Origin of the sequence: Paraburkholderia phenoliruptrix (assembly GCF_019511605.1) — a bacterium.
Classification (GTDB): Bacteria; Pseudomonadota; Gammaproteobacteria; order Burkholderiales; family Burkholderiaceae; genus Paraburkholderia; species Paraburkholderia phenoliruptrix_A.
Map to the genome: position 1 here is coordinate 195,985 of NZ_JAEUAV010000006.1, position 22,033 is coordinate 218,017.

A 22,033-nucleotide genomic window follows, 5' to 3' on the forward strand; every position below is an offset into this window, starting at 1 on the left:
CGAGAATGCGCTTTTACTCATAGACGTTGAATGGTCTCGGCCAGCACGCCGACGCCCAGCATGAAGTCGGCGATATCCATCGCTTCGCGCGGATTGTGCGAACCGTGCTCGTTGCGCACGAACAGCATGCCGCTCGGCACGCCTGCGTTGGCGAACAATGCGGCATCGTGGCCGGCGCCGCTTGGTAGCGTGGCGAACGGAATGTCGAGGCGCGCGCAGGCATCCGCGAGCGCTGCGCGCAGATGCGGGTCCATTAGCGCAGGCGCACTGGCGAGACACCGGTCGAAGTCGAAGCGCACGCCGCGCTCGCGCGCTATCGAATTGCATTCGGCAAGCAGCAACTCGTGAAATACGCTGAGCGTATCGGTGCTTTCGCTGCGTGCTTCGAAACTGAAATGCACCTGGCCGGGAATCCGCGAGATCGAATGTTCTTCCTGATCGGTGGAGACAATGCCCGTGGTCACTACCAGATCGACACCGCGCTCAACCAGCTTGCGCCAATGCTCGTCCAGGCGCGTAATGAGTTCCGCAACGGCAAACATCGCATCGTGACGCAAATCGCGCGGCACCGCGCCCGAGTGGCCCGCTTCGCCAATGCAGCTAATGGAGTTGTGCCGCACATTGCCGCGAATGCCGGACACCACCGCAACCGGCAGGTTGCGCGCGACCATGACCGGCCCCTGCTCGATATGCAGTTCGAGGTACGCGTGCGCGGCGCGAATATCGAAGAGCGGCTTGCCCGCACGCACGGCGTCGACATCCACACCCGCTGCCGCCATGCACTCGGCGAGCGTGCGGCCATTGCTGCGATGTTTCATCTCCAGATCGTCGCGCTTGAGCCTGCCGAAGAGCGCGCTCGAACCCATGTACGCCTTGCCGAACCAGGCGCTTTCCTCACCGCGTAATGCGATGACTTTGAGCGGACGCGCCGACGCCTCGCCCGCACGCCGTTGCGCGACGAGGCACAGCAAACCCGCGATGATGCCGGCGAGACCGTCATAGTTGCCGCCGTGCGGCACCGAATCGAGGTGGGAACCGACCCACACCGCGGGCGTGCGCTCATCGCAATCGGGTAGCCCGAAAACGAGGTTGGCTGCGCGGTCCACTTGCACGGTGAGGCCCTCGTTCCTTGCATATTCAGTGAGCGCGCGTGCCGCCGCGGATTCGCTTTCGCCGTAGCTCTCGCGCGTAATGCCCACGCCGTCGAACGAAAGCGCGCGCAGTTCGCTGAACCACTGCTCGGCAAGCGGGGTGAGCTCGCTCAGTGCAATGGCGCCGCCATTCGCGAGCCGGTCGGATGGGGAAACAGGCTCCGCATGCACAGCTTCAATTTTCGCGTTCATGAGTTGTCGACCACCGCGCCTTCTTCGGTTCGATCCATGCAAAAACGCGCCCAGCGCTCGCCCAGTTGCGCGTCGAGTTCCACCTTTCCGACAAGCGACGCAAGCGACTCGATACCGTAGTCGACGCAATAGCGCCCGAGGCCGTCGATGATCTTCTGCATCACGCCGGGATCGCGAAACGACGCCGTGCCGACCTGCACCGCACTCGCGCCGGCCAGCATGAATTCCACCGCGTCCTCGGCATTCTGAATGCCGCCGCACCCAATGACCGGAATCGATATGGCGCGGTAGCACTGATGCACGAGACGCAGCGCGATGGGCTTGATAGACGGCCCCGAAAGACCGCCCATGACGTTGCCCAGCGAAGGCCGACGGGTGCGCACGTCGATTGACATTCCGAGCACCGTGTTACCCATCACCACGGCGTCCGCGCCGGCATCTTCGACCGCCTTGGCGACCTGCGCGATGTTGCCGGCATTCGGCGTGAGCTTGACCCACAGTGGATGGCGCGTGCGGCGCCGCACAGCGTCCACGACCTGCCACGCGGTTTGCGGGTCCATGCCGAATGCCATACCGTCGGCCTCTAGATTCGGGCATGAGATGTTTGCCTCGATGGCCGCAACTTCCGGCAACGACAAATGTTCGCATGCCGAAGCAAAATCGACGGCCGTATCGGCCGACACCGATACGACAACCGGCGTTTCGAAACGCGTGTAAGCAGGCAGCACGTGCGCGAGATAGTAGTCGAGCCCACGGCTCGGAATGCCGATGGAATTCAGCATGCCGTTGCTGGTCTCGGCGACGCGCGGCGTCGGGTTGCCAGGACGGCTCACCGGCGAGACACTTTTGATGACGAGCGCACCGAGCCGGTTCAGATCGAGCGCTTCACGATACTCGATGGCGAAGCACCCGGAGGCCGGCATCACAGGATTGCGCAGGCTCACATTGCCTACGCGTACGTTGAGATCAGGCAAAGTCCACCTCCCCTACTACGTCGCGAATGGCAAACACGGGGCCCTCACGGCAAACGCGCTGGAATTGCCGCGTGTGGCCGTCGTCGAACATTCGTACGCAAGACAGGCATACACCCATGCCGCATGCCATGCGCTGCTCCAGCGCAACCTCCCCGGCTATTTCCGGATACTCGCTGAGCAGATGCTGCAACAACGCGAGCACACGTTGCGAGCCGCAGGTGTAGACCGCATCCGGGCGGTCACGCTCGATCAGCGTGCGCAGCAGCGTCTCCATGCGTGGCACGGAAGAGGTGCCGTCGCTGTCGAACACGCAATGCGTGTCGGCCTGCGCGCCGCGCAAAAACGCGTCCTTCATCAGGTCCTCCGGTGTGCGCGCCGACATCACGATCGTCAAACCGACGCCCGCGCTCCCGGCACGTTGCACAAGCGGCGCCATGGTCGCCAGACCCACGCCGCGTGCGACCAGCAACAACCGACGTGCATGCCGATCCAGATGGAACGGCCGGCCGAGCGGCCCGACCATCGACATGGCGTCACCCACCTCGAGTTGCGCGAGCGCGCGCGTGCCGAGCCCCGTAACGTTGTAGAGAAACTCGACATCGCCCGCGTCCGGGCCCATACCGTAGACGCTCATCGGCCGCAGCAGAAACGGTTGGTGCTCTTCCGACACCGGGCATTTCAACTGATAGAACTGCCCCGGCTGCGTCGCATGTGCAACGGGTTCGGCCGCACGTACCCGCAAATACCGGTAACGGCGATTGACAGCACGGTGTTCGACCACCTCGCAGGCATGCGCGCTCACACTGGCTTCCCACGGCCCCGCACACGAACATGGTTCGGCATGCATGGCGTCCTCCTTCATCCGATTTACTTAGTGCTTCAAACGCGGGGCAATGTGGTGCCCCGTTGCAATGCTGGGTCACGGCGCGTCATTCGAGCGCCGCGCCTTTCAACTCGGGGATCAGCACGAGCGTGGCCACCATGTCGAGCACGTATAGCGCCGCGAGCAACGCAATCGCAATCTGAAACGAGTACTGAGCGGCGAGCGCGCCGACCACCAGCGGTCCTAGCCCGCCAATTGCACGGCCCACGTTCCACAGCACGTTTTGCGCGGTGGCCCGCACCGCTGTCGGATACGCTTCGGACATCAGCGTGCCGTATCCACCCACCATGCCGTTGACGAACATGCCCATCAGCGCGCCGGCCCAAAGCATCGTGACCGGATCGGACAGCCGCGAATACACGAGCACCATGACCACCGCGCCGATCTGATAAAGAATGAAAGTGGGCTTGCGACCAATGCGGTCGGCCAGATGACCGAAGAGCCACACGCCGGCCATCATGCCGAGAACCGTAACGGCCGTCCAAAGACCCGAGCGTGTCAACGAAAAACCTAGTTGTTTGGAGAGGAACGTCGGCATCCAGATCATGATTCCGTAGTAGCCGAAGTTCTGAACCGAACACAGAATCACAATGCCGAGGCTCGTGCGCGCGGCACGCCCGTTGGCGAACAGCAGCCCAAAGCGGCTCGCGGTACGCGCCGGCTGCTGGCTTCTCACGAAGACCTCCGGTTCATGCAACTTGTTGCGCAGCACCCAGGCGACCACTGCGGGCAACACGCCCACGGCAAACATACCGCGCCAACCAATGTGCAGAAGCAGCAGCGGCGTGAGCAGTGCCGCGAGCAACACGCCGCTTTGCCAACCGAGTGCGACGTACGACGAGACCCGCGCGCGTTTGCTCGCCGGCCACGCTTCCGCAGCGAGCGCCATGCCAATGCCGAACTCGCCGCCCAGACCAATTCCGGCGATGGTCCTGTAGGCGAGCAAGTCCCAGAATCCCTGCGCGAACGCACATAGGCCGGTGAATACCGCGAACAGAAGAATGGTCCACGTCAGCACACGTACGCGGCCATACCGGTCGCTCAGTGCGCCGAAAATCACGCCACCGGCAACCGCGCCGATCAACGTCCACGTGACGAGCGCGCCGGCCTGCTGGCCGCTCAAGTGCAAAGCGGCGGAGATGGCTGGCAACATGAAGCCGAGAATCAGCAAATCGAAACCGTCCATCGCGTAGCCGATTGCGGAGCCGGCCAGCACTTTCCACGCATAACGGGATACGTGCTCAGCGGTTTGTGCCGCTGGCGCGGCTGTCGAAGATTGAAGGCTTGCTTGCATGATCTTTCCGGTGCGTGAGGGGGGGACTTCTCTGACGGCGCATGAGGTCTCGCGTCGAACGATGCTCGCACGGGTTTCATTTTTTGGACAATAGCCCCATGCGGCCAGGCGTCAAAAAAGCGCTTGATGGTTGCAGCGTCACACGAACAGGTCGGCTGACATCTGCGCTGCGAAGCGGTTGAGCGCGGACAGCAGCGCGCTATCCGATGCGCCGCTGGCATCGCTCAGTTCTCGCGCCTGCGCGCGCAGGTCGGCGAGAAACGCGCGCACGGTATCGTTGGTCACGGCCACGCCCTCCTGCCGCTCGGTAAACGTTGCCGCGGCCTGAGCGAGCAGAATCAGCGCTGCCGATTCCCGCCCCTGCGGCGCGGCCGCATCCCGGCATTGCGCGGCGAACCGGTGAATGTCCGAAAACCCGACGATGTCCTGCGAAAGCCATTGGGCAGCAGTTTGAAGATTCATCTGAATACTCCTTTGTCTAAATATTTAGACTACTCGCGCATGTTGCAGATTGCAAGCGCCGATTTGGTGGGACTAACCCCGAGCATTTCCCGGGTCTCGCGAAAAGCGGTGCGTTCATGAGGCGTCAAAAGCGCGTTCTGATGCCGGCGCCATACGTCACGCCCGTGGATTGCCTGCTGAAATGATCGAGCTTGATTGCGGTGTACAGGTCAGTGCGTTTGGACAGCGGATAGTCGTAACCAAGCGCACCGGTGCTGCGATGTTCGCCGTTGCCGAGGCTGCCGCTCGAGCGCGTATAGGCATAGCTGGCCATCAGCGTGCCTACGTCGATGGGTACGGCCGCGCCGATCTGCGCTGTGTCGCCGTGAAAATTGCCGCCGCGCGAGCGGTTCTGGATGTCCATGTACTGCACGAACAGCTTGACCACCCGCAGGTCGTATGACGCATCCAGTTGCACGGTGCTCTGGCTGCGCAGCCCAGGCACGGTGGCAAGCGCGTTGCCGAGATCGCCGGCGCTTACGCTGAAGTTGACGTACTGGTAGATCGCCGCGGCCGCGAATGGCCCGCGCGTGAAATTCGCATTGACGCTCCACTTCTTCGCACCATTCTGGCCCGCCGTGTTGCCGAGCGCATACAAGAGCCCCGCATTGAACCCCGCGAACGTGGGACTGGTGTAGGCCACCGCGTTATTCCATGCGGAATCGCCGACCACGCCTTCGGTGCCGAGGCCCTTGAAGGTGTGGAAGATCATCGGCGAAAACGTGTATGAATTGAACAGCGGATTGAACTGGATGGTTGCCAGATAGAGCGGCGTGGTGATGCGGCCGGCTCGCAGTTGGCCATACTTCGTCGATAGCCCGACAAATGCGTTGCGCGAAAAGAAGCTGTCGCCGGCGTAGCGCCCATATGAGCCGTTCTGCGGCTGGAAATAGCTCTCCAGCACGAAGAAGGCCGAATTGCCGCCGCCCAGGTTCTCGGTACCGCTCAAGCCCCAGAACGACGTCGACATTCCCCCGCCCTGTTCGACCACTGCGGCATGGCCGCCGGGGTTCTTCACCGAGCCGACGAAAACGTCCGCCAGGCCGTAAAAGGTGACGTTGGACTGCGCGCGCCCCGATTGCGCGCCTGCTGCGAGGCACACGGCCAGCAAAGCCGACCAGTGATAGCGTTGCAACTTCATTGCCTTCTCTCCTCCGGTCCTTGTTGGCCGGTGCGTTTTGGCTTGCATGGGTTATGCGCCCGCTCACGCAATGCATCGCGTAAGCGGCGCTTCGTTTCGACGACAGCGAGCGCCTGTTCAGTCTATTTTTATAGACTTAACAGGCATGGCATGGCCAACCGGAACGCGCTCGCGAGCTCCGGGTGAAGGCGAAACCGCAGCGTCACCCCTTGGTCTCTCAGGCTCGCCGATCTGCCGTCTACATTAAAATACACGAGACAAAAAGATAGACAAGCGTTTCATCTGTCTATCGACGTTCGCCCGCACATGACGCAGAATGCCCGCCACAGCCGCTGTCAGTGCGACGAGGACAACCCGCCCGGGTATATTTAAGTAAACGACGAGGGCTTGAATGAACGCCACCACCCGAAAAAAGCGCCCGCACGGTGCACGCTTTGATTTCCAGAGCATCGGCGAACGTTTGCGGGCTTATCGGATCGCCGCGGAGCTGCGCAGCGAAGACGTCGCGGAGCGGCTGAATATTTCGCGCGCCGCCGTCTACAAGCTGGAGCGAGGCGAGATCGTCAAGATCGATACGCTCGAACGTCTGGCGGCGCTGTTCGGCGTCTCGCTCGCCAATCTGCTCGGTGTGGAAGTGGAGTACCACGACTCCGCCGTCAGTTACTTCGAGCGCATGCGGCAACTGGAGAGCCGCTCCGCACGGATCGTCGCTCACTTCGATCCATTCTCTTTCCTGCTGACGTCTGAAGAGTACGACGGCTGGCTGCGGCATATGCTCGAGGAAAGCATTCCGCCCTTGCTGACCGATGCCGCGTGGGAACAGACGCTCACGCGCGTCATGTCCATTCTGGCCGACCGTAAGGCCGCCTTCCGGCAAGCGCGTCCGAACGTCACCAGCCTGATCGGCCTGCGCCAGATCGAGCAGTTCCTGCATCACGGGCTGGTTGGGCGCCTTGGCTTGCCGCCGGGTGTGCAACTGGAAAGAAAACTCGCTGCGCGCCGGGAGGTAGCGAGAATCATAGACATGCTCTCGCGCGATACCGAAGGCATTCGCATCGGCATTGTGAGCGACAACATGCCGAACGAAACCTTCCAGATTTTCGAGGACGCCGAGAAAGCCTATGTCGCCGTCTCGCCGTTCCGGCTCGGAGAACTGCCGAACATTCGCACCGGTATCGCGACCATCACCACCGCACCGGATGCGGTAACGATGTACCGCAAGATGATAGACCGGCTATGGGCAGACGCAGCGAAGGGGGAGGAAGGGGCTGCGCTGCTCGCGGGCTTGCTGGAACGCGTGTGAATTAGCTGCCGCGTCCTTTCTTCTTGCGTTGTACCGTGCTGCGACGGGCTCCGGGCGTAGCGCCACCTGGCGCCGCCCAATCTTGCGCGGCCGCGGCCATGATCCACTTCCTGAAGGCGATGACCGCGTCGTCGTTCGCGCGATCGGTGTTGACGACCAGCGTGTAGTCGGGTCCGCGCCACGCAGGCTCTGCTATCGGACACACGAGGCGCCCGGTTGCGATCTCGCGTTCGATGAGCGGCAGCGACGCCAGCGCGACGCCGAGGCCCGCGGTAGCCGCGCCCAATTGAAGGAACACATGATCGAAGTACAGATGGCGGGCGGCCTGTAGACCCTGCGCGTCGGCTGCGCGCAGCCAGTCGCTCCACGCAGTGCGCGTGCTCGTGGAGTGAAGGAGCGTGTGATTTCGCAGATCGGCGACCGTTCTGATCGGACGGCTTTGCAGCACCGCGGGACTGCAGGCCGGCACGCGCAAGTCGGGCATCAAGGCCGTGGACGTGAGACCAGTTGCCTCCTCGGGCCCGGAGCGTACGCCCACGTCGAACGCATCGCCCACGTAGCGCAACTTGCGCGAGGTCGTGGAGAGTCGCACTTCGATGTCAGGAAAGCGCGCCTCGAAATCGGCAAGGCGCGGTATCAGCCAGCACAGTGCAAAGCTCGCAAGCGCATTGACGCGCACCAGACCCGATACGCGACGCGTAGCGGGTTCGTGGCGCAGCCGGGTGACTGAGCTGCTCAGGCGCGCGAATGCACCGTTGACATCGTTAAGCAGCGCGGCACCTTCGTCGGTTGGAACGACGCCGCGTGAGCGGCGCTCGAAAAGCGGCACGCCGAACCAGTCTTCCAGCAAGCGAATCTGCTTGCCCACCGCCCAATGCGTGACGTGCAGATCGCTCGCCGCGGCGGCGAAACTCCCGAGGCGCGCGACAGCCTCGAAGTGCCGCAACGCATTGAGCGGCGGCAGATTGTCCGCAGCTTTCGCCGTGCCTTTGTGTGTGCCCATCAGTGACTTTTTCTCCCGGGTGACTCAATTTTACTTCAGTTGTGACAGATTGCGGGCGGCCCTAGACTATAGATGCACCCTCCAAACCAGCACTGCGCCGAACGCCCGACAGCCCCGCGCCCGTGCGATCCTCCGAACCATGAGACTTTTTTCTTTCTCTTCCGCAACCGCAAACGCGCCCGGTAAAGCTGCCGAGCCGGCTGCCGCTTCACCCCGGCGCGTATTGTGGCTCTCGTGCACGGCGCACGCGCTGCACGACGGCTACACCGACATGATCTACGCGTTGCTGCCCCTATGGCAGACAGACTTTGGGCTCGGTTACGGTGCGCTGGCCATGTTGCGCGCCATCTATGCCGGCACTATGGCAACGCTGCAACTGCCCGCTGGCCGCATCGCACGCGCCTTCGGCACGCGAGCGACGCTCGCATCAGGTACGCTGCTGGCTGCACTGGGCTATGCAGTCGCGGGCATGTCTGGAACGTTGCTGGGCCTGTGCGTCGCGCTCGCCATCTCGGGAGGCGGCTCGAGCACGCAGCATCCCCTTGCCTCGGGCGCGGTTTCGCGGGCATACGGACGCAACGCCCGAGGGCCGCTCAGCATCTACAACTTCGCAGGCGACCTGGGGAAGTCGGCACTGCCGGCGGCCATTTCGCTTCTCGTTACCGTCATGCCGTGGCGCCATGCGCTATGGGCCATGTCCGCGGTCGGTGTGCTGGTCGCGATAGTGCTTGCACTTTTTCTCCCGTCGGTGCCGCGAGCCGAATCTTCCGCGAAAGAGACCGCAAGCCACGGCAGCGGCAACTCGCGCGCGGGCTTCTCAGTGCTGTTTACGATCGGTGTATTGGACACGGCAGTGCGCATGGGCTTGTTGACCTTCCTGCCGTTTCTGCTGAAAACGAAAGGTATCTCGCAACCGATGCTGGGTACGGCACTCGCTCTCGTTTTCATTGGCGGCGCAGCGGGCAAGTTCGTGTGCGGCTGGCTTGGTGCGCGCATGGGCGTGATCGGAACCGTGTTCGCCACGGAAGGCGGTACGGCTGCGTTGATTCTCGCCGTGATCTATCTGCCGCTCGTGCCCGCGTTGATCTTGCTGCCGCTGGTTGGCGCCATGCTCAACGGCACGTCGTCCGTGCTGTATGGAACCGTGCCGGAGCTCACGCCGGTCGAGCGTACCGAACGAGCATTCGCGCTGTTTTACACAGGCGTGATTGCTTCAGGCGCATTGGCTCCGATCGCTTACGGGTTTCTCGGCGATCGAATCGGCGTATACGGTGCAACCATTGCCACCGCAGCCACGGCGTTGGCCATCTTGCCTCTGGCGCTCGTACTTCGTCCACATCTGCGCACCAGCTGAGCCTTCGGGCAACCCGCGAGGCTTGCAATTCGGCGAAACCCGCAGCGACGGGCGCGGGGCGCTGCTCGACATCGCTTCTTCATCGCACCCGCATAGCCGGCCTCGCAGCCGAAACCTGCATCACAAGTTTCATCCGCAAAGTCGGCCCAGTGGCTATCATGTGCATATTCGCGGTGCTGAAATTACCGCTCTGGCATCGCTGCACAGTCAAAGTCCACTGGAGAGGAAAGACCGATGGAGGAAACGCTGGAAAGCCTGTCGGCCACGGTCGCGAAGGCGAACAGTCTGGAGGCGCTCGCGCGACCGTTGCTCGAAATGCTGGAGGTGGTGACCGGTCTCGAATCGACCTATCTGACCTCGATCGACCTGGAGAACGCCGTCCAGTCGATCACGATTGCCCGCAATACAGGCGAGCTCCTGATTCCCGAGGGATTGTCTGTTCCGTGGTCGGACACGCTGTGCAAGCGCTGCCTCGAACAGGGCAAGCAAGTGGTGTCGAACGTGCGGGAGGTTTGGGGCGACTCGCAGGCGGCGGCCGACCTGGGCATTCAGACGTACGCAAGCGCGCCTGTTTGCGGCAGCAATGGTGAGGTCATCGGCACGCTTTGCGCCGCTGGCAAGACCAGCAAAAAACTCGGCCCGCGGGCGCGCAGTGCGCTCAACATCTTTTCAAAACTCATCGCCCAGCACATTGAACGCGAGCGCCTGCTCGAGGAATTGCGCCGGTCCAACGAGTATCTGGCAAAACATTCTCTCACCGACTCGCTGACCGACCTGCCCAACCGGCGCGCGCTGCACGACGAGCTTGGCCGCTTGCTCGCGCGGGCCGCACGCGACGGCTCGTATGTACTCGTAGGGCTCTTCGATCTGGACGGCTTCAAGGAGATCAACGACGAGTTCGGGCACATCGTCGGCGACCAGGTGTTGACGCAATGCGCGGGCCGCCTCGCGGGCATCGTGCGCGACAGCGACATGCTCGCGCGCATAGGCGGCGACGAGTTCGCTTTCGTCGGACCCGCGCCTGCCGACGAGGCCGCCGCGAACAGCGCGGCCACCGAACTGGCGGCCCGCGCCGAAGCGGTCACGGCCGGCACCTACACACTCCGCGACAGGCGCCTACCATTTGCCGGCGTGAGCGCGGGCGTGGTCGCCGCGCGCTTCGTTTCGGTCGACCAGGCGCTCAACCTGGCCGACACCGCCATGTATCGCGCCAAGCGCGCGCGCAAGCAGTCGCTGAGCGGTACTGTTCCGCCTTCGACAGGCGGGTGATTTTAGGGCTGGCGTGCAACTTCCGCGCGCATTGTCTTGCGCCGATACTGCGTGTCGCGCGTCGCCAGCCAGTAATACAGCGGTGAAGTGAGCACGAGCCCGATGACCCACGACAGGTCCGCACCATCGAGGTACTTGGGTACGGGGCCCGCATACATCGGCGTATTCATGAACGGAATCTGCACGAGAATGCCAATCGCGTAAGCAATCAACGCCTGCGGATTAAAGCGCCCGTAGATGCCGCCATCCACCTTGAAGATGGAGCCGATGTCGTAGTGGCCCTTATGGATCACATAGAAGTCGATCAGATTGATCGCGGTCCACGGCACCAGCACCACGAGCAAGGCAAGCACCAGATCGACCAGATTGCCCACAAAGTTCGTGGATGCGCCAATTGCGAAATAGCAGCACGCAAGCAGAATGACGATCGAGAGCACCGCACGAGCTCTGGCCGTCGGTATCCAGCGGTACGCGAACGTCTGCAATGACGTAATCACTGCGAGCACCGCGCCATACAGGTTCAACGCGTTATGGCTGATCACGCTCAGCAGGAATAGCACGAGCATCAGCGAGCCGAGCGGACCGGTTGCGGTCTTGACGGCATCCATCGCATCGGCGCCGGGCGGCACGGCAAGCACGGCAACCGCACCGAACACGAACGCGAGCGTGGAGCCGATCGTGCAGCCGAGATACGTCGCCCAGAATGTCGACGACACACGCACGTTTTCCGGCAGATAACGAGAATAGTCGGACACGTACGGCGCAAATGCGATCTGCCACAACGCAGAGAGCGACACCGTGGCGAGCCAGCCCGCGATATTGAAGCCGCCGCGGGTGAAGAAGTCGTCGGTGGCAATATGCGTGAGGATATAGACGAACCCAACGCAAATGCCGATGCCAAGAACCCAGGTTCCGATACGGTTCAGAATGTGAATGAACCGGTATCCAATGATGCCGATAAGACCGGACCCAAGTGCGCCGATAACAATGCCTGCCGGCACCGACACGCCATTTTCGATTCCATGCAGCGACTTGCCCGCAAGCACGATATTGGAGGCGAAAAAGCCCACATACATCACACCGGCAATCACAGTGACGAGCAGCGCGCCCCAGGAGCCGAACTGCGCGCGGCTTTGGATCATCTGCGGGATGCCCATTTGCGGACCCTGCGCCGAATGCAGCGCCATCAGCACGCCGCCCACCAGTTGCCCGACGACAATCGCGACAATGCCCCACAACAGGTCCAGATGGAAGATCTGCACGCCGAGTGCGCCGGTCACTATCGGCAGCGGCGCAATGTTGCCGCCGAACCAGAGCGTGAACAGATCGCGCACCTTGCCGTGCCGGTCCTCAGGGGGCACGTAGCCAATCGTATGTTTTTCGATCAACGGTGCAGTGTTGCTTTGCGCAGTGTTCAAATTGCGTCTCCTGCCAATGCCGGCGTGCGGCATCGGCGTTATTCAGATTGAGAGGTGATCGGCCAGGCGGAGCAGCATCGCGTCGCACTCGCGCAATTGCTCGGACGTGATGTATTCGTCGGGCTTATGCCCCTGGTCCATGCTGCCAGGTCCACAGACGACGGTCGGAATGCCCGCCTGCTCGAACAGACCGCCTTCGGTGCCGAACGCCACAGTGCCGAATTCCGTCGATCCGCTCAGCAGCGCGAGCAGACGAGCCGCTTCGCTATCGGGCGAAGTCGCGAGGCCCGGATAGGCCGACAGCGATCGCATGCTGATGTCCGTATCCGCCTTCACGGCGCGCATTTTCGGCAGCAGTTCAGCCTCGGCATAGCTGCGCAGGCGCTGCGCCACCTGATTGGCGTCGAAGCCCGGCAACGCACGCACTTCAAAGTCGAACTCGCACTCGGCGGGCACGATATTGAGCGCACGGCCGCCCTTGATGACACCGGTCTGCACAGTCGAGTACGGTGGATCGAATCGTTCGTCGCGGAACCCCGGCTGCGCGAGTTCCTCGCCGATCTCGTCGAGGTGATTGATAAGACGCGCCGCATACTGAATCGCATTGACGCCATACGGCGCGTAGGCCGAATGACACGCTGCGCCTTTCACGCAGCAGCGCATGGCGAGCTTGCCTTTGTGACCAAGCACAGGTTTTAGCAGCGTTGGTTCGCCGATCAGACACAACACCGGTTTGTGCTCGCGCTGTGCGAGTTGTTCGAGCATTGGGCGCACGCCGAGACATCCCACTTCTTCGTCGTAGGAGAACGCGAGATGCACGGGCATCTTCAGATTACGCACGACGAACGTCGGCACCGCCGCCAGCACGGAAGCAAGAAAACCCTTCATGTCGGCCGTGCCGCGTCCGAAGAGGCGTCCGTCTTTCTCGACCAGACGGAACGGCTCCACGGTCCAGGCCTGGCCATCCACGGGCACTACATCTGTATGACCCGACAGCGCAATGCCACCGCGATCGCGTGGGCCGATGGTCGCGAAGAGGCTCGCCTTGGTGCGCTCGTCGTTATAGAACAATTCGCATTGAACGTCTTGCGCCGCGAGGTAATCGCGAATGAACTCGATCATCGCGAGATTCGACTCGCGGCTGACCGTTGCAAAGCCAATCAGCTTTTCGAGCAATGCGCGGCTCGACATCTCACTCATCGCCAGGCACTCCGTAGCTTGGCGCGGCGGTGGGATTCAAGGCGCGGGTCACATAGTCGTTCATCTGCGGTTCGTAGGCGCTCCACAGGTCGGCGAGCTTGCCGATCGGATCGTCGTCGGCCCAATCGACGCGCAGATCGACGAGCGGCCAGCTCAGATCGCTCACGATCTTCAGCGCCGCCGAATGTACAGGCCCGGCTTCGCCGCCGGCAGCCATTGCAGCCCGCATCGCTGCAAGCAGCCGGTCGGCAAGCTGACCCGTGGCACTGGCAAAAGCTGCGGGCATCGCCTCGATTACATGCTTGCCGGACAGCATGTTGCCGGCGGCGACACATTGATTGCCGGCGACGGCGTGATAGGTGCCTAACGCTTCCTTGCCGCTAAAGAATGCCGTGCGGCCTTGCGCATCGATTACCGTCACTTGCCGGAACTCGCTCCATTCGTTCGCATCCAGCGCGCGTTTGAGGGCCTCGGCAGGAGCGAGTTGCCCGTCAGCGAGCAGATCGAGAATCTGCGGCCCGAGTGCGGGCAACGTGACGTTCTGCGTGGCGACCGCGCCCACGCCTGCCCGAAGCCACGGACAGCGCGCGCCGACGGCAATGCTCGACGAACTGATTGCAATGCCGAGCTGCCCCGTCTTCTCACAACGACCGACGATAGAGAATGTCATGCATCGCTCCTCAAGCTTTGGCGGGCGGCGTCCATCCATCCGGAATGACGGCGATCACGTCGATCTCCATCAACCATTCCGGCTGCCCCAGCGCGACCACGGTCAGACCCGTCGAAATCGGAAACACGCCCTTGAGCCACTTGCCGACTTCACGATAGACCGGCTCGCGAAAACGCACGTCCGTGAGGTACGTCGTCGTCTTGACGATGTGCGAAAGATCGCTGCCCGCTTCTTCGAGCAACTGCTTGACGTTCTTCATCGCCTGTTCGGCTTGCGCGCGCGGATCGCCCAAACCGACGAGATTGCCCGCGAAGTCCGTACCGATCTGTCCGCGCACATACACCGTATTGCCGGCGCGCACGGCCTGGCAAAGATCGTTGTCTAGCGTCTGGTTCGGATACGTGTCCTTCGTGTTGAACATGCGGATGCGGGTATGGGTAGGCTGACTCATCTGTAGACCTCGGATGCTTTAATTGGCTTGAACGCTTTCTTCACGCGGCTGCTCTTGCGCGTCGGTTCGCGGCGCGTCGTAATACGCCTGATATTTGCGTTGCGTGACGATATGATCGGCGACGTGCTTGGCGTCATGCCACACGCCCCAGATGAATGCGGAGCCGCGGCGCGACAACCAGGGAAGCCCGAGGAAATACACACCCAGTTCTTTGGATACACCGCGCTGATGCATAGGCTTGCCCTTCGCGTCGAACGTGTCGACTTGCAGCCACTTGAAATCGGTTGCATAGCCTGTCGCCCAGACGATCGACGTAACGCCCGCTTGCGCCAGATCGAGATCGAGCAGCGGATGCGTCAAACAATCGGGATCCGGCGGAATGACGCGTGCCTCCGGTTCGGCCGGAAGATCGAGTCCGTTTCGCGCCGCATACGAGTCGGCCGCATCGAGCAGAGACAGATAGTTTTCATCGCCACGGGCAATGTTTTCTGCGAGATCCGCGTTGAAGTGGACCACGTTGTCATCGAATGAGCGGGTCAGACCGACTAGCGTAATCCCCTCATTGGCAAGGCGCCGGAAGTCGACGGTGTGGCCGCCGCGGGCACCGCTCACTGCAATCGTCACATGTTCGCGGCCCGGCTTCATGACTTCGGCATCCCACTCGCCGAGCACGCCCAGCCACCAGCAGAAGTCACGGCCGCGATAGGCACGCGGCGGGCGATCGTGCGCGCCGACCGACAGGTAGACGCGGCGGCCTGCGCGGTTCAGCTCATCGGCAATCTGCACGCCCGACGATCCCGCACCCACCACGAGTACGCCGCCCGGCGGCAGTTGCTGCGGGTTGCGATAGTCGGCCGAATGGATTTGCGTGAGCGCAGCAGTCTGCGGGGCGATGGGCGGAATCACCGGCTTCTGGAACGGTCCGGTCGCCACGACCACACGCTTTGCTTCGATCACGCCGTCCGACGTTTCCACGGTAAAGCCTTCGCGACCCGTGTTGCGCACGACCTTTCTCACTTCGACGCCGGTCCGGATAGGCGCGTCGAATTTTTTGGCGTAAGCCACGAAGTAGTCCGCGACTTCTTCCTTGGGCGCAAACGCATCCGGCCCGGTTTCGGGGAATTCGAGCCCCGGAAAGCGGTCGTGCCATGCCGGGCCGTTCGCGACGAGCGAATCCCAGCGTCCCGTGCGCCAGCGCTCTGCTATGCGAGCACGCTCCAGCACCAGATGCGGCACGCCGTGTCGACTCAAATGTTCGCTCATGGCGATGCCGGCCTGGCCTGCGCCCACCACGAGCGTATCAATTGACGTTGTTCCCACTGTCATGGCTATGTCCTTCCGAGAGGCGTTATTGCGTCGTCAGAATCTACGCGCCGGTGGGGGATCAATAAAATATTTTCAAAAAATGCAATGCATCGGAATTACCTATGCAACGTTTTTTGTTCACTTCACAATGCGGCGCATCCGGTCTCAGGAAAGAAACGTCTTGATGGAAAGTCATCCTCTACGGTATTCGCTGCGCCAGTTGCGCTACTTCGTGGTCACGGCGGAAGCGCTGTCCTTCACCGCAGCGGCCCGCAAGCTGCACATATCGCAGCCTTCCATTTCCACGGCCCTCGCGGATCTGGAAGTGTCCTTCGGCGTCCAGTTGTTCATTCGACATCACGCAAGCGGTCTGTCGCTGACGCAGGCAGGGCGCGACCTGCTCGGCCAGGCGCGCAATCTGCTGAAGATTGCAGAAGAACTGCAAATGGCCGCGAAGGAAATGGATGGCGGCATGACAGGCTCCATCGCGTTGGGCTGCCTCGTGTCGCTCGCGCCTCCGCTAATGCCGCGCCTGATCGCCCGCTTTACCGACGACCACGCGGGCATTTCGTTTCGCACGGTCGAAGCGCACCAGGACGAGTTGCTGCGCGGCTTGCACGACGGCTCGCTGGACATCGCGCTCACTTATAGCCTCGATCTCACCGAGGACATTGCGTTTACACCACTGCTCTCGTTGCCGCCGTACGCCATTCTTCCGCGCACTCACCGGCTTGCCCGCGCGCGCAGAATCTCGCTCGCGGACTTACTGCCGGAGCCATACGTGATGCTCGATCTGCCGCATAGCCGCGAGTACTTTGCGGCGCTGTTCGATGCCGTGGGCAGCCGGCCCGTGCCCGCGTTCCGTTCGTCGCAGCCCGAAGTGGTCCGCGGCATGGTGGCAAACGGCCTCGGCTATAGCCTGCTGAACTTCCCGCTCAAATCGAACCGGACAGTGGACGGCGAGGAGTTCGTCATTAAGCGCTTTAAAGACAATGTGAATGCAACGATGCTCGGCATCGCGCAATCGCGCACGATGAAACCCCGGCAGGTCGTGCATCGTTTCGCTTCGTTCTGCGAGAACTACATACGGCGGCTGCATATCGACGCGTGAGCGCCGCTGCATAGCCAAAACCTTTGCTTTGTATCCGAAAACTATATTTTGACTGGCATATTGGCTTGATAGATTGAGTCCATGTCGAGCGCGTTGCCGCACGCGCTCTTGCTCAACGGACGCAGGAATCAACGCCATGGACAACGCCACACTGAGCGAACTGGTCGACGCATTGCGCCTTGGCTGCGATCGGCCGTTCAGCGACGCGCATGCGATGCCGCCTGGCGTCTACACGTCGCCGGAGTTTTTGGCGCTTGAAGAGCGCGATATCTTCGACCATGAATGGCAGTGCGTGGGCCGCGCGAGTGCGCTGAAAGCGCCCGGCGATTACCTCACGGCGCACATCGGCGCGCAGCCCGTCGTCGTGTTGCGCGACGAGCAGATGCAGCTCAAGGCAATGTCCAACGTATGCCTGCATCGCATGTCCGTGCTGCTGGAAGGACGCGGCAATGTGCGGCGCATCGTGTGTCCCTATCACGCGTGGAATTACTCGCTCGACGGCGCATTGAAGGGCGCGCCCTTAATGGAGCGCCAGGAGGGCTTCTGCAAGGAGAAATACGAGTTGCCCGCCGTGCGTTGCGAGCAATGGCAAGGCTGGATTTACGTCACGCTCGACCGTAACGCGCAACCGGTCCGCGAGCAGCTTGCCGAGTTGAGCACGCTGATCGATGCGTACGGCATGCAGGACTACATCGAAACTTTCTATGAAGAACACGTGTGGGATACCAACTGGAAGATCCTCGCTGAAAACTTCATGGAGAGCTATCACCTGCCGATGCTTCATCGCGCGACAGTAGGTCCGCACTCGCGACTCGAAGAAATGGATTGCCCGCCGGGTCGGGCGGCATTCAACTATCACTGGATCACCAAGGAAGCGTCGTTACCCATCGGCAACGCGCATCCTGACAACACGCGTTTGAGCGGGCACTGGCGCAAGACCACCGCGCTGCTAGCCGTCTATCCCACGCATTTGATCACGCTCACGCCGGGCTATTTCTGGTATCTCGTTCTGCAACCGCAAGGCGTCGGCCGTGTGCATATCCGCTTTGGCGGCGGCCTTGCACCGGAATTCATCGCCGACCCGCAAGCGAACGCACATATGGCCACGCTCAAGAAGTTGCTCGATGAGGTCAACGCCGAAGACAGGCGCGGCGTGGAAGCGGTCTTTCGCGGTGTGCATGCGCCGCTCGCAAAGCCCGGACATCTCAGTCATCTCGAACGGCCGAACTATGACTTTGCGCGCTATCTCGCGAGCAAGCTGAAATCGCATTAAGAACGACAGGACGCAATCACGATGTCAAACCCTTCCTTCATCTCGTTCTCGGGCGTGAGCAAGTCGTACGACGGCGCGAACTATGTCGTCGACGATCTGAACCTCGATGTGCGCAAGGGAGAATTCCTGTCGCTGCTGGGTCCTTCCGGTTCGGGCAAGACGACCACGCTGATGATGCTCGCGGGCTTTGAATCGCCGACACAAGGCGAGATTCGGCTCGACGGCAAGCGGCTCGACGACAAGCCGCCGCATCAGCGCGACATCGGCATGGTGTTTCAGAACTATGCGTTGTTCCCGCATCTGACGATTGCGGAGAACGTGGCATTTCCGCTTTCGGTCCGACGCGTGAGCCGCGGCGAGCAGAAGATGCGTGTGAAGCGTGCGCTCGACATGATCGAACTGCCGCATCTGGCCAATCGCCGCCCGGCTCAGCTCTCGGGCGGGCAGCAACAACGCGTTGCGCTTGCGCGCGCGCTCGTATTCGAACCGAGTGTCGTCCTGATGGACGAACCGCTTGGCGCGCTCGACAAGCGTCTGCGCGAAACCATGCAATACGAGATCATGCGGCTGCATCGCGAGTTGGGTCTGACGATCGTCTATGTGACGCACGATCAGGCCGAAGCGTTGACCATGTCCGACCGCGTCGCCGTGTTCTCCGACGGCCGCATCCAGCAGGCGGCCACGCCAAGCGAACTCTATGAGAACGCGCAGAACGCTTTCGTTGCCAATTTTGTCGGCGAGAACAATGGGTTGACGGGACGCGTGGTGAGTTGCGACGACAAGTGGGCGACGCTCGCGCTGTCAGACGGCAGCATGATTCGCGGACGCTACGAACAGGGTTTGCGCGCAGGCGACCAGGCCATGTTGGCGCTGCGCCCCGAGCGTGCCCATATTCCAGGCGCGGAAGGCCTGCAACCCGACGAGCACCACAACGTCGTGCGCGCGCGAGTGGAAGAACTCGTTTATTGCGGCGACCATCATCGCGTGCATCTGAAATTCGGCTCACACGATTCCCTCGTCGTGAAAGTGCCCAATACGCAGCGCCATGCGCTTCCTTCGTCCGGCGACACGATAGAAGTCGTGTGGCGTCATGACGACTGCAAGATTCTCGCGGTGAGCGCACCGCCCCGTGCAATCGAAATCAATAGTCCCGCCACGCCCTCACCTTCACTCATCACGACCGCACCTGCAGGAGCCAACTGACATGCGCACTCAACTCAAAGCACAATGCGCCGCACTCGCTTTATTCGCTTTCGCCAGCGTGACAACGCAAGCAGCGGAAACGCTGAATGTCGTCACGTTCGGCGGCGCATTCGAAGCCGCGGCAAAAAAAGCCTGGATGGACCCGTTCACGCAAGCGAACGGCACGCAGTTCTCGCTCGAATCGTATGACGGCGGTCTCGCCAAGCTCTCGGCAATGGAGCAGGCCAAGAATACGACGTGGGACCTGATCGACCTCGAAACAAACGATGCGATCACCGCTTGCGACGAAGGTCTGCTTAAGAAGTTCGACAAGAAGTCGCTCGGCAACACCAGTGACTTCATTCCCGGTTCAATCAGCGAATGTGCGGTCGCGAGCATGGTGTGGTCGACGGTCTACGCGTACGATTCGAGCAAGCTGAAGAGCGCGCCGACCACCGTCAACGATTTCTTCGACACCCAGAAATTCCCCGGCAAGCGCGGCCTGCGCAAGTCGCCGAAGGTGGCGATGGAATGGGCGTTGATCGCCGACGGTGTCGATCCGAAAGACGTCTATAAAGTGCTCGGTACTCCCGCTGGCGTCGACCGCGCGTTCAAGAAGCTCGACACGATCAAGAAGAACATAGTGTGGTGGGAATCCGGCGCACAGGCGCCGCAATTGCTGGCCGACGGCGCGGTCGTGATGGTGCAGGCCTATAACGGCCGCATCGACGACGCAATCAAAAAAGACCACAAGCCGTTCAAGACCGTGTGGGATGCGCAGGTTTATGACTTCGAATGGTGGGGCATTCCGAGCGGCGCGAAGCATGCCGATCTCGCCTCGAAGTTCATCGTCTCGCAAGCGCAGCCCAAGGCATCGGCGGAACTCGCGAAGTACATCGCCTATGCGCCGCCGCGCAAGCAGGCGGTAGCGCTCGTCGACAAGCAGCGTCTTGCCGACATGCCGACCGCGCCGGACAACTTCAAGCGCGCCGTGCAGATCAACGCGAACTTCTGGGCCGATAACGCCGATGCGATCAACAAGCGCTTCCAGGTCTGGCTGACGCAGTAACCCGCTTCACGCAGAACGAGATCACGAACATGCCCGCATCGATCCATGCAACGACCGCCGGTTCTCCCGCGAGAATCGATGGCCGCGCATCGTATGACAAAGCGCAACGGCGCGCATCGGTGCGGGCGCTTGTGCTCGCGTTACCGCTCATCGTCTTTCTGTTGTCGACATTCGTCGCGCCGATTGCGATGCTTCTCGCACGCAGCGTGCAGAATCATGAGGTTCCGGACAGCATGCCCGCGCTGGCGCAGGCATTGAATGCATGGGACGGCCACGGCATACCGGACGAACGCACCTTCACGCTGCTTGCCCAAGGCCTGAAGCAGGCTCAGGAAAGCGGGCAACTCGGCACGGTCGCGCGCAGACTCAACTTCGCGCAGCCCGAGTTTCGCAGTCTGTTGATGCGCACCGCACGCAACCTTCACGACGCCGCGCCACCAGCGTGGAAACCCGCGTTGATCGAGATCGACGAACGATGGAACTCGCCGGAAGTCTGGCGCCTGCTCAAGCGCGCCGCCGAGTCGCCAACGCCCGACTATCTGCTCGCCGCCGTCGATGCGCAAGTCACGCCCCAAGGCGGCGTCGCCTCAATGCCCGCTAACGCGTCGGTTTATCGCGAAGCATTCATTCGCACCATTTCGATCAGCGCAACCGTCACGCTGCTGTGCCTCGTGCTTGGCTATCCGGTCGCGTGGCTGCTTGCCAATCTGCCGGCGAAAAGCAGTAGCCGTCTGATGCTTTTCGTGATCGTGCCGTTCTGGACCTCGCTGCTCGTACGCACGACCGCGTGGTATGTGCTGCTGCAACCCGGCGGCGTAATCAATAGCGTGTTGTCGGGGCTTGGCCTTGCCACGCATCCAGTACCGCTCATTTTCAATCGCACGGGCGTGCTGATCGGCATGACGCATGTACTGCTGCCGTACATGATTCTCGCCATCTATTCGGTGATGAAAAGCGTCTCGCCTGTTTATGTGCGAGCGGCCAAGTCGCTCGGTGCGCATCCGTTCACGGCGTTCGTGCGAGTGTATATGCCGCAAACGCTGCCAGGCGTGGGCGCCGGATGTTTCCTCGTATTCGTGCTTGCGCTTGGCTATTACATTACGCCCGCGCTGCTCGGCGGCGCAGGCGACGAGATGATCAGTCAGCTCATTGCGATGCAAACCAACACTCAGCTCAACTGGGGACTTGCGGGCGCGCTGTCGGCGTATCTCGTGATCTTCACGGCGATCTTTTACTTCCTGTTCAACCGTATCGTCGGCATCGACCGGCTGCGTTTCGGTTGATCGGCC

The 22,033-nt window shown here is 61.8% G+C and carries 20 protein-coding genes; 8 read left to right on the forward strand and 12 right to left on the reverse strand.

Features of this window, described 5'->3' with window-relative positions:
* Window positions 1-17: 17 nt before the first annotated feature.
* The 6 genes from JNB89_RS11315 to JNB89_RS11340 form a co-directional block, all read right to left on the reverse strand.
* Window positions 18-1,343 (reverse strand): hydantoinase/carbamoylase family amidase, encoded by a 1,326-nt coding sequence (locus JNB89_RS11315; RefSeq protein ID WP_220362236.1) that lies wholly within the window; start codon window positions 1,341-1,343, stop codon window positions 18-20.
* A complete protein-coding gene (locus JNB89_RS11320) occupies window positions 1,340-2,317 on the reverse strand; it encodes a dihydroorotate dehydrogenase (protein ID WP_220362237.1) in 978 nt (325 codons plus the stop codon). Before JNB89_RS11320 ends, JNB89_RS11315 begins: the two co-directional genes overlap by 4 nt.
* Complete coding sequence (locus JNB89_RS11325; protein ID WP_220362238.1) at window positions 2,310-3,164, reverse strand: dihydroorotate dehydrogenase electron transfer subunit; 855 nt, start codon at window positions 3,162-3,164, stop codon at window positions 2,310-2,312. Before JNB89_RS11325 ends, JNB89_RS11320 begins: the two co-directional genes overlap by 8 nt.
* 82 nt (window positions 3,165-3,246) lie before the next feature.
* Complete coding sequence (locus JNB89_RS11330; protein WP_220362239.1) at window positions 3,247-4,494, reverse strand: MFS transporter; 1,248 nt, start codon at window positions 4,492-4,494, stop codon at window positions 3,247-3,249.
* A 138-nt stretch (window positions 4,495-4,632) separates the two neighbouring features.
* The gene (locus JNB89_RS11335; protein ID WP_220362240.1) at window positions 4,633-4,956 is read right to left on the reverse strand and encodes a hypothetical protein; all 324 of its coding nucleotides are present in this window, start codon (window positions 4,954-4,956) and stop codon (window positions 4,633-4,635) included.
* 124 nt (window positions 4,957-5,080) lie between these two features.
* Window positions 5,081-6,136 (reverse strand): porin, encoded by a 1,056-nt coding sequence (locus JNB89_RS11340; protein WP_220362241.1) that lies wholly within the window; start codon window positions 6,134-6,136, stop codon window positions 5,081-5,083.
* A gap of 391 nt (window positions 6,137-6,527) precedes the next feature.
* Here JNB89_RS11340 and JNB89_RS11345 point away from each other — a divergent pair, with 391 nt between their 5' ends.
* Entirely contained in the window at window positions 6,528-7,439 is a 912-nt protein-coding gene (locus JNB89_RS11345) for a helix-turn-helix domain-containing protein (RefSeq protein WP_013342448.1), read from the forward strand.
* Window position 7,440: 1 nt separating this feature from the next.
* Here JNB89_RS11345 and JNB89_RS11350 read toward each other — a convergent pair whose 3' ends face one another.
* On the reverse strand, window positions 7,441-8,442 hold the full coding sequence (locus tag JNB89_RS11350; RefSeq protein WP_220362242.1) for a LysR substrate-binding domain-containing protein: 1,002 nt from the start codon (window positions 8,440-8,442) through the stop codon (window positions 7,441-7,443).
* Window positions 8,443-8,581: 139 nt separating this feature from the next.
* Here JNB89_RS11350 and JNB89_RS11355 point away from each other — a divergent pair, with 139 nt between their 5' ends.
* Window positions 8,582-9,796: an MFS transporter gene (locus tag JNB89_RS11355; protein WP_220362243.1), complete on the forward strand. Its 1,215-nt coding sequence runs from the start codon at window positions 8,582-8,584 to the stop codon at window positions 9,794-9,796.
* Between the two features lie 234 nt (window positions 9,797-10,030).
* The gene (locus JNB89_RS11360; protein WP_013342445.1) at window positions 10,031-11,065 is read left to right on the forward strand and encodes a sensor domain-containing diguanylate cyclase; all 1,035 of its coding nucleotides are present in this window, start codon (window positions 10,031-10,033) and stop codon (window positions 11,063-11,065) included.
* Between the two features lie 2 nt (window positions 11,066-11,067).
* Here the strand turns inward: JNB89_RS11360 and JNB89_RS11365 are convergent, their stop codons facing one another.
* From JNB89_RS11365 to JNB89_RS11385, 5 genes are read right to left on the reverse strand one after another with little or no spacing between them, the layout of a single operon-like run.
* A complete protein-coding gene (locus tag JNB89_RS11365) occupies window positions 11,068-12,483 on the reverse strand; it encodes a purine-cytosine permease family protein (protein ID WP_220362244.1) in 1,416 nt (471 codons plus the stop codon).
* A 42-nt stretch (window positions 12,484-12,525) separates the two neighbouring features.
* Window positions 12,526-13,683, reverse strand: a complete 1,158-nt coding sequence (gene argE / locus JNB89_RS11370; protein WP_220362245.1) for an acetylornithine deacetylase — start codon at window positions 13,681-13,683, stop codon at window positions 12,526-12,528.
* Complete coding sequence (locus JNB89_RS11375; protein WP_135891105.1) at window positions 13,676-14,353, reverse strand: DUF1028 domain-containing protein; 678 nt, start codon at window positions 14,351-14,353, stop codon at window positions 13,676-13,678. The genes argE and JNB89_RS11375 overlap by 8 nt, the downstream gene beginning before the upstream one ends.
* A 10-nt stretch (window positions 14,354-14,363) precedes the next feature.
* The gene (locus JNB89_RS11380) at window positions 14,364-14,804 is read right to left on the reverse strand and encodes a RidA family protein (protein ID WP_027214780.1); all 441 of its coding nucleotides are present in this window, start codon (window positions 14,802-14,804) and stop codon (window positions 14,364-14,366) included.
* 18 nt (window positions 14,805-14,822) lie between these two features.
* Window positions 14,823-16,130: a flavin-containing monooxygenase gene (locus JNB89_RS11385; RefSeq protein ID WP_220362246.1), complete on the reverse strand. Its 1,308-nt coding sequence runs from the start codon at window positions 16,128-16,130 to the stop codon at window positions 14,823-14,825.
* Between the two features lie 163 nt (window positions 16,131-16,293).
* Between JNB89_RS11385 and JNB89_RS11390 the strand changes: the two genes are divergently transcribed.
* The 5 genes from JNB89_RS11390 to JNB89_RS11410 all read left to right on the forward strand — a co-directional run bounded on the left by JNB89_RS11390 (window position 16,294) and on the right by JNB89_RS11410 (window position 22,027).
* Window positions 16,294-17,220 (forward strand): LysR family transcriptional regulator, encoded by a 927-nt coding sequence (locus JNB89_RS11390; protein WP_013342439.1) that lies wholly within the window; start codon window positions 16,294-16,296, stop codon window positions 17,218-17,220.
* A gap of 136 nt (window positions 17,221-17,356) precedes the next feature.
* Window positions 17,357-18,493: an SRPBCC family protein gene (locus tag JNB89_RS11395; protein ID WP_220362247.1), complete on the forward strand. Its 1,137-nt coding sequence runs from the start codon at window positions 17,357-17,359 to the stop codon at window positions 18,491-18,493.
* Between the two features lie 21 nt (window positions 18,494-18,514).
* Complete coding sequence (locus tag JNB89_RS11400) at window positions 18,515-19,696, forward strand: ABC transporter ATP-binding protein (RefSeq protein ID WP_220362248.1); 1,182 nt, start codon at window positions 18,515-18,517, stop codon at window positions 19,694-19,696.
* Window position 19,697: 1 nt separating this feature from the next.
* Complete coding sequence (locus tag JNB89_RS11405; RefSeq protein WP_220362249.1) at window positions 19,698-20,744, forward strand: ABC transporter substrate-binding protein; 1,047 nt, start codon at window positions 19,698-19,700, stop codon at window positions 20,742-20,744.
* 29 nt (window positions 20,745-20,773) lie between these two features.
* Complete coding sequence (locus JNB89_RS11410; RefSeq protein WP_220362250.1) at window positions 20,774-22,027, forward strand: ABC transporter permease; 1,254 nt, start codon at window positions 20,774-20,776, stop codon at window positions 22,025-22,027.
* Window positions 22,028-22,033: the final 6 nt, after the last annotated feature.

Excerpts from the sequence above, each read along its gene's own strand:
- JNB89_RS11315 (WP_220362236.1), bottom strand. The coding sequence starts at position 1,343 with ATGAACGCGAAAATTGAAGCTGTGCATGCGGAGCCTGTTTCCCCATCC.
- JNB89_RS11325 (WP_220362238.1), bottom strand. The coding sequence starts at position 3,164 with ATGCATGCCGAACCATGTTCGTGTGCGGGGCCGTGGGAAGCCAGTGTG.
- JNB89_RS11330 (WP_220362239.1), bottom strand. The coding sequence starts at position 4,494 with ATGCAAGCAAGCCTTCAATCTTCGACAGCCGCGCCAGCGGCACAAACC.
- JNB89_RS11335 (WP_220362240.1), bottom strand. The coding sequence starts at position 4,956 with ATGAATCTTCAAACTGCTGCCCAATGGCTTTCGCAGGACATCGTCGGG.
- JNB89_RS11340 (WP_220362241.1), bottom strand. The coding sequence starts at position 6,136 with ATGAAGTTGCAACGCTATCACTGGTCGGCTTTGCTGGCCGTGTGCCTC.
- JNB89_RS11345 (WP_013342448.1), top strand. The coding sequence starts at position 6,528 with ATGAACGCCACCACCCGAAAAAAGCGCCCGCACGGTGCACGCTTTGAT.
- JNB89_RS11350 (WP_220362242.1), bottom strand. The coding sequence starts at position 8,442 with ATGGGCACACACAAAGGCACGGCGAAAGCTGCGGACAATCTGCCGCCG.
- JNB89_RS11355 (WP_220362243.1), top strand. The coding sequence starts at position 8,582 with ATGAGACTTTTTTCTTTCTCTTCCGCAACCGCAAACGCGCCCGGTAAA.
- JNB89_RS11360 (WP_013342445.1), top strand. The coding sequence starts at position 10,031 with ATGGAGGAAACGCTGGAAAGCCTGTCGGCCACGGTCGCGAAGGCGAAC.
- argE (WP_220362245.1), bottom strand. The coding sequence starts at position 13,683 with ATGAGTGAGATGTCGAGCCGCGCATTGCTCGAAAAGCTGATTGGCTTT.
- JNB89_RS11375 (WP_135891105.1), bottom strand. The coding sequence starts at position 14,353 with ATGACATTCTCTATCGTCGGTCGTTGTGAGAAGACGGGGCAGCTCGGC.
- JNB89_RS11380 (WP_027214780.1), bottom strand. The coding sequence starts at position 14,804 with ATGAGTCAGCCTACCCATACCCGCATCCGCATGTTCAACACGAAGGAC.
- JNB89_RS11385 (WP_220362246.1), bottom strand. The coding sequence starts at position 16,130 with ATGACAGTGGGAACAACGTCAATTGATACGCTCGTGGTGGGCGCAGGC.
- JNB89_RS11390 (WP_013342439.1), top strand. The coding sequence starts at position 16,294 with ATGGAAAGTCATCCTCTACGGTATTCGCTGCGCCAGTTGCGCTACTTC.
- JNB89_RS11395 (WP_220362247.1), top strand. The coding sequence starts at position 17,357 with ATGGACAACGCCACACTGAGCGAACTGGTCGACGCATTGCGCCTTGGC.
- JNB89_RS11400 (WP_220362248.1), top strand. The coding sequence starts at position 18,515 with ATGTCAAACCCTTCCTTCATCTCGTTCTCGGGCGTGAGCAAGTCGTAC.
- JNB89_RS11405 (WP_220362249.1), top strand. The coding sequence starts at position 19,698 with ATGCGCACTCAACTCAAAGCACAATGCGCCGCACTCGCTTTATTCGCT.
- JNB89_RS11410 (WP_220362250.1), top strand. The coding sequence starts at position 20,774 with ATGCCCGCATCGATCCATGCAACGACCGCCGGTTCTCCCGCGAGAATC.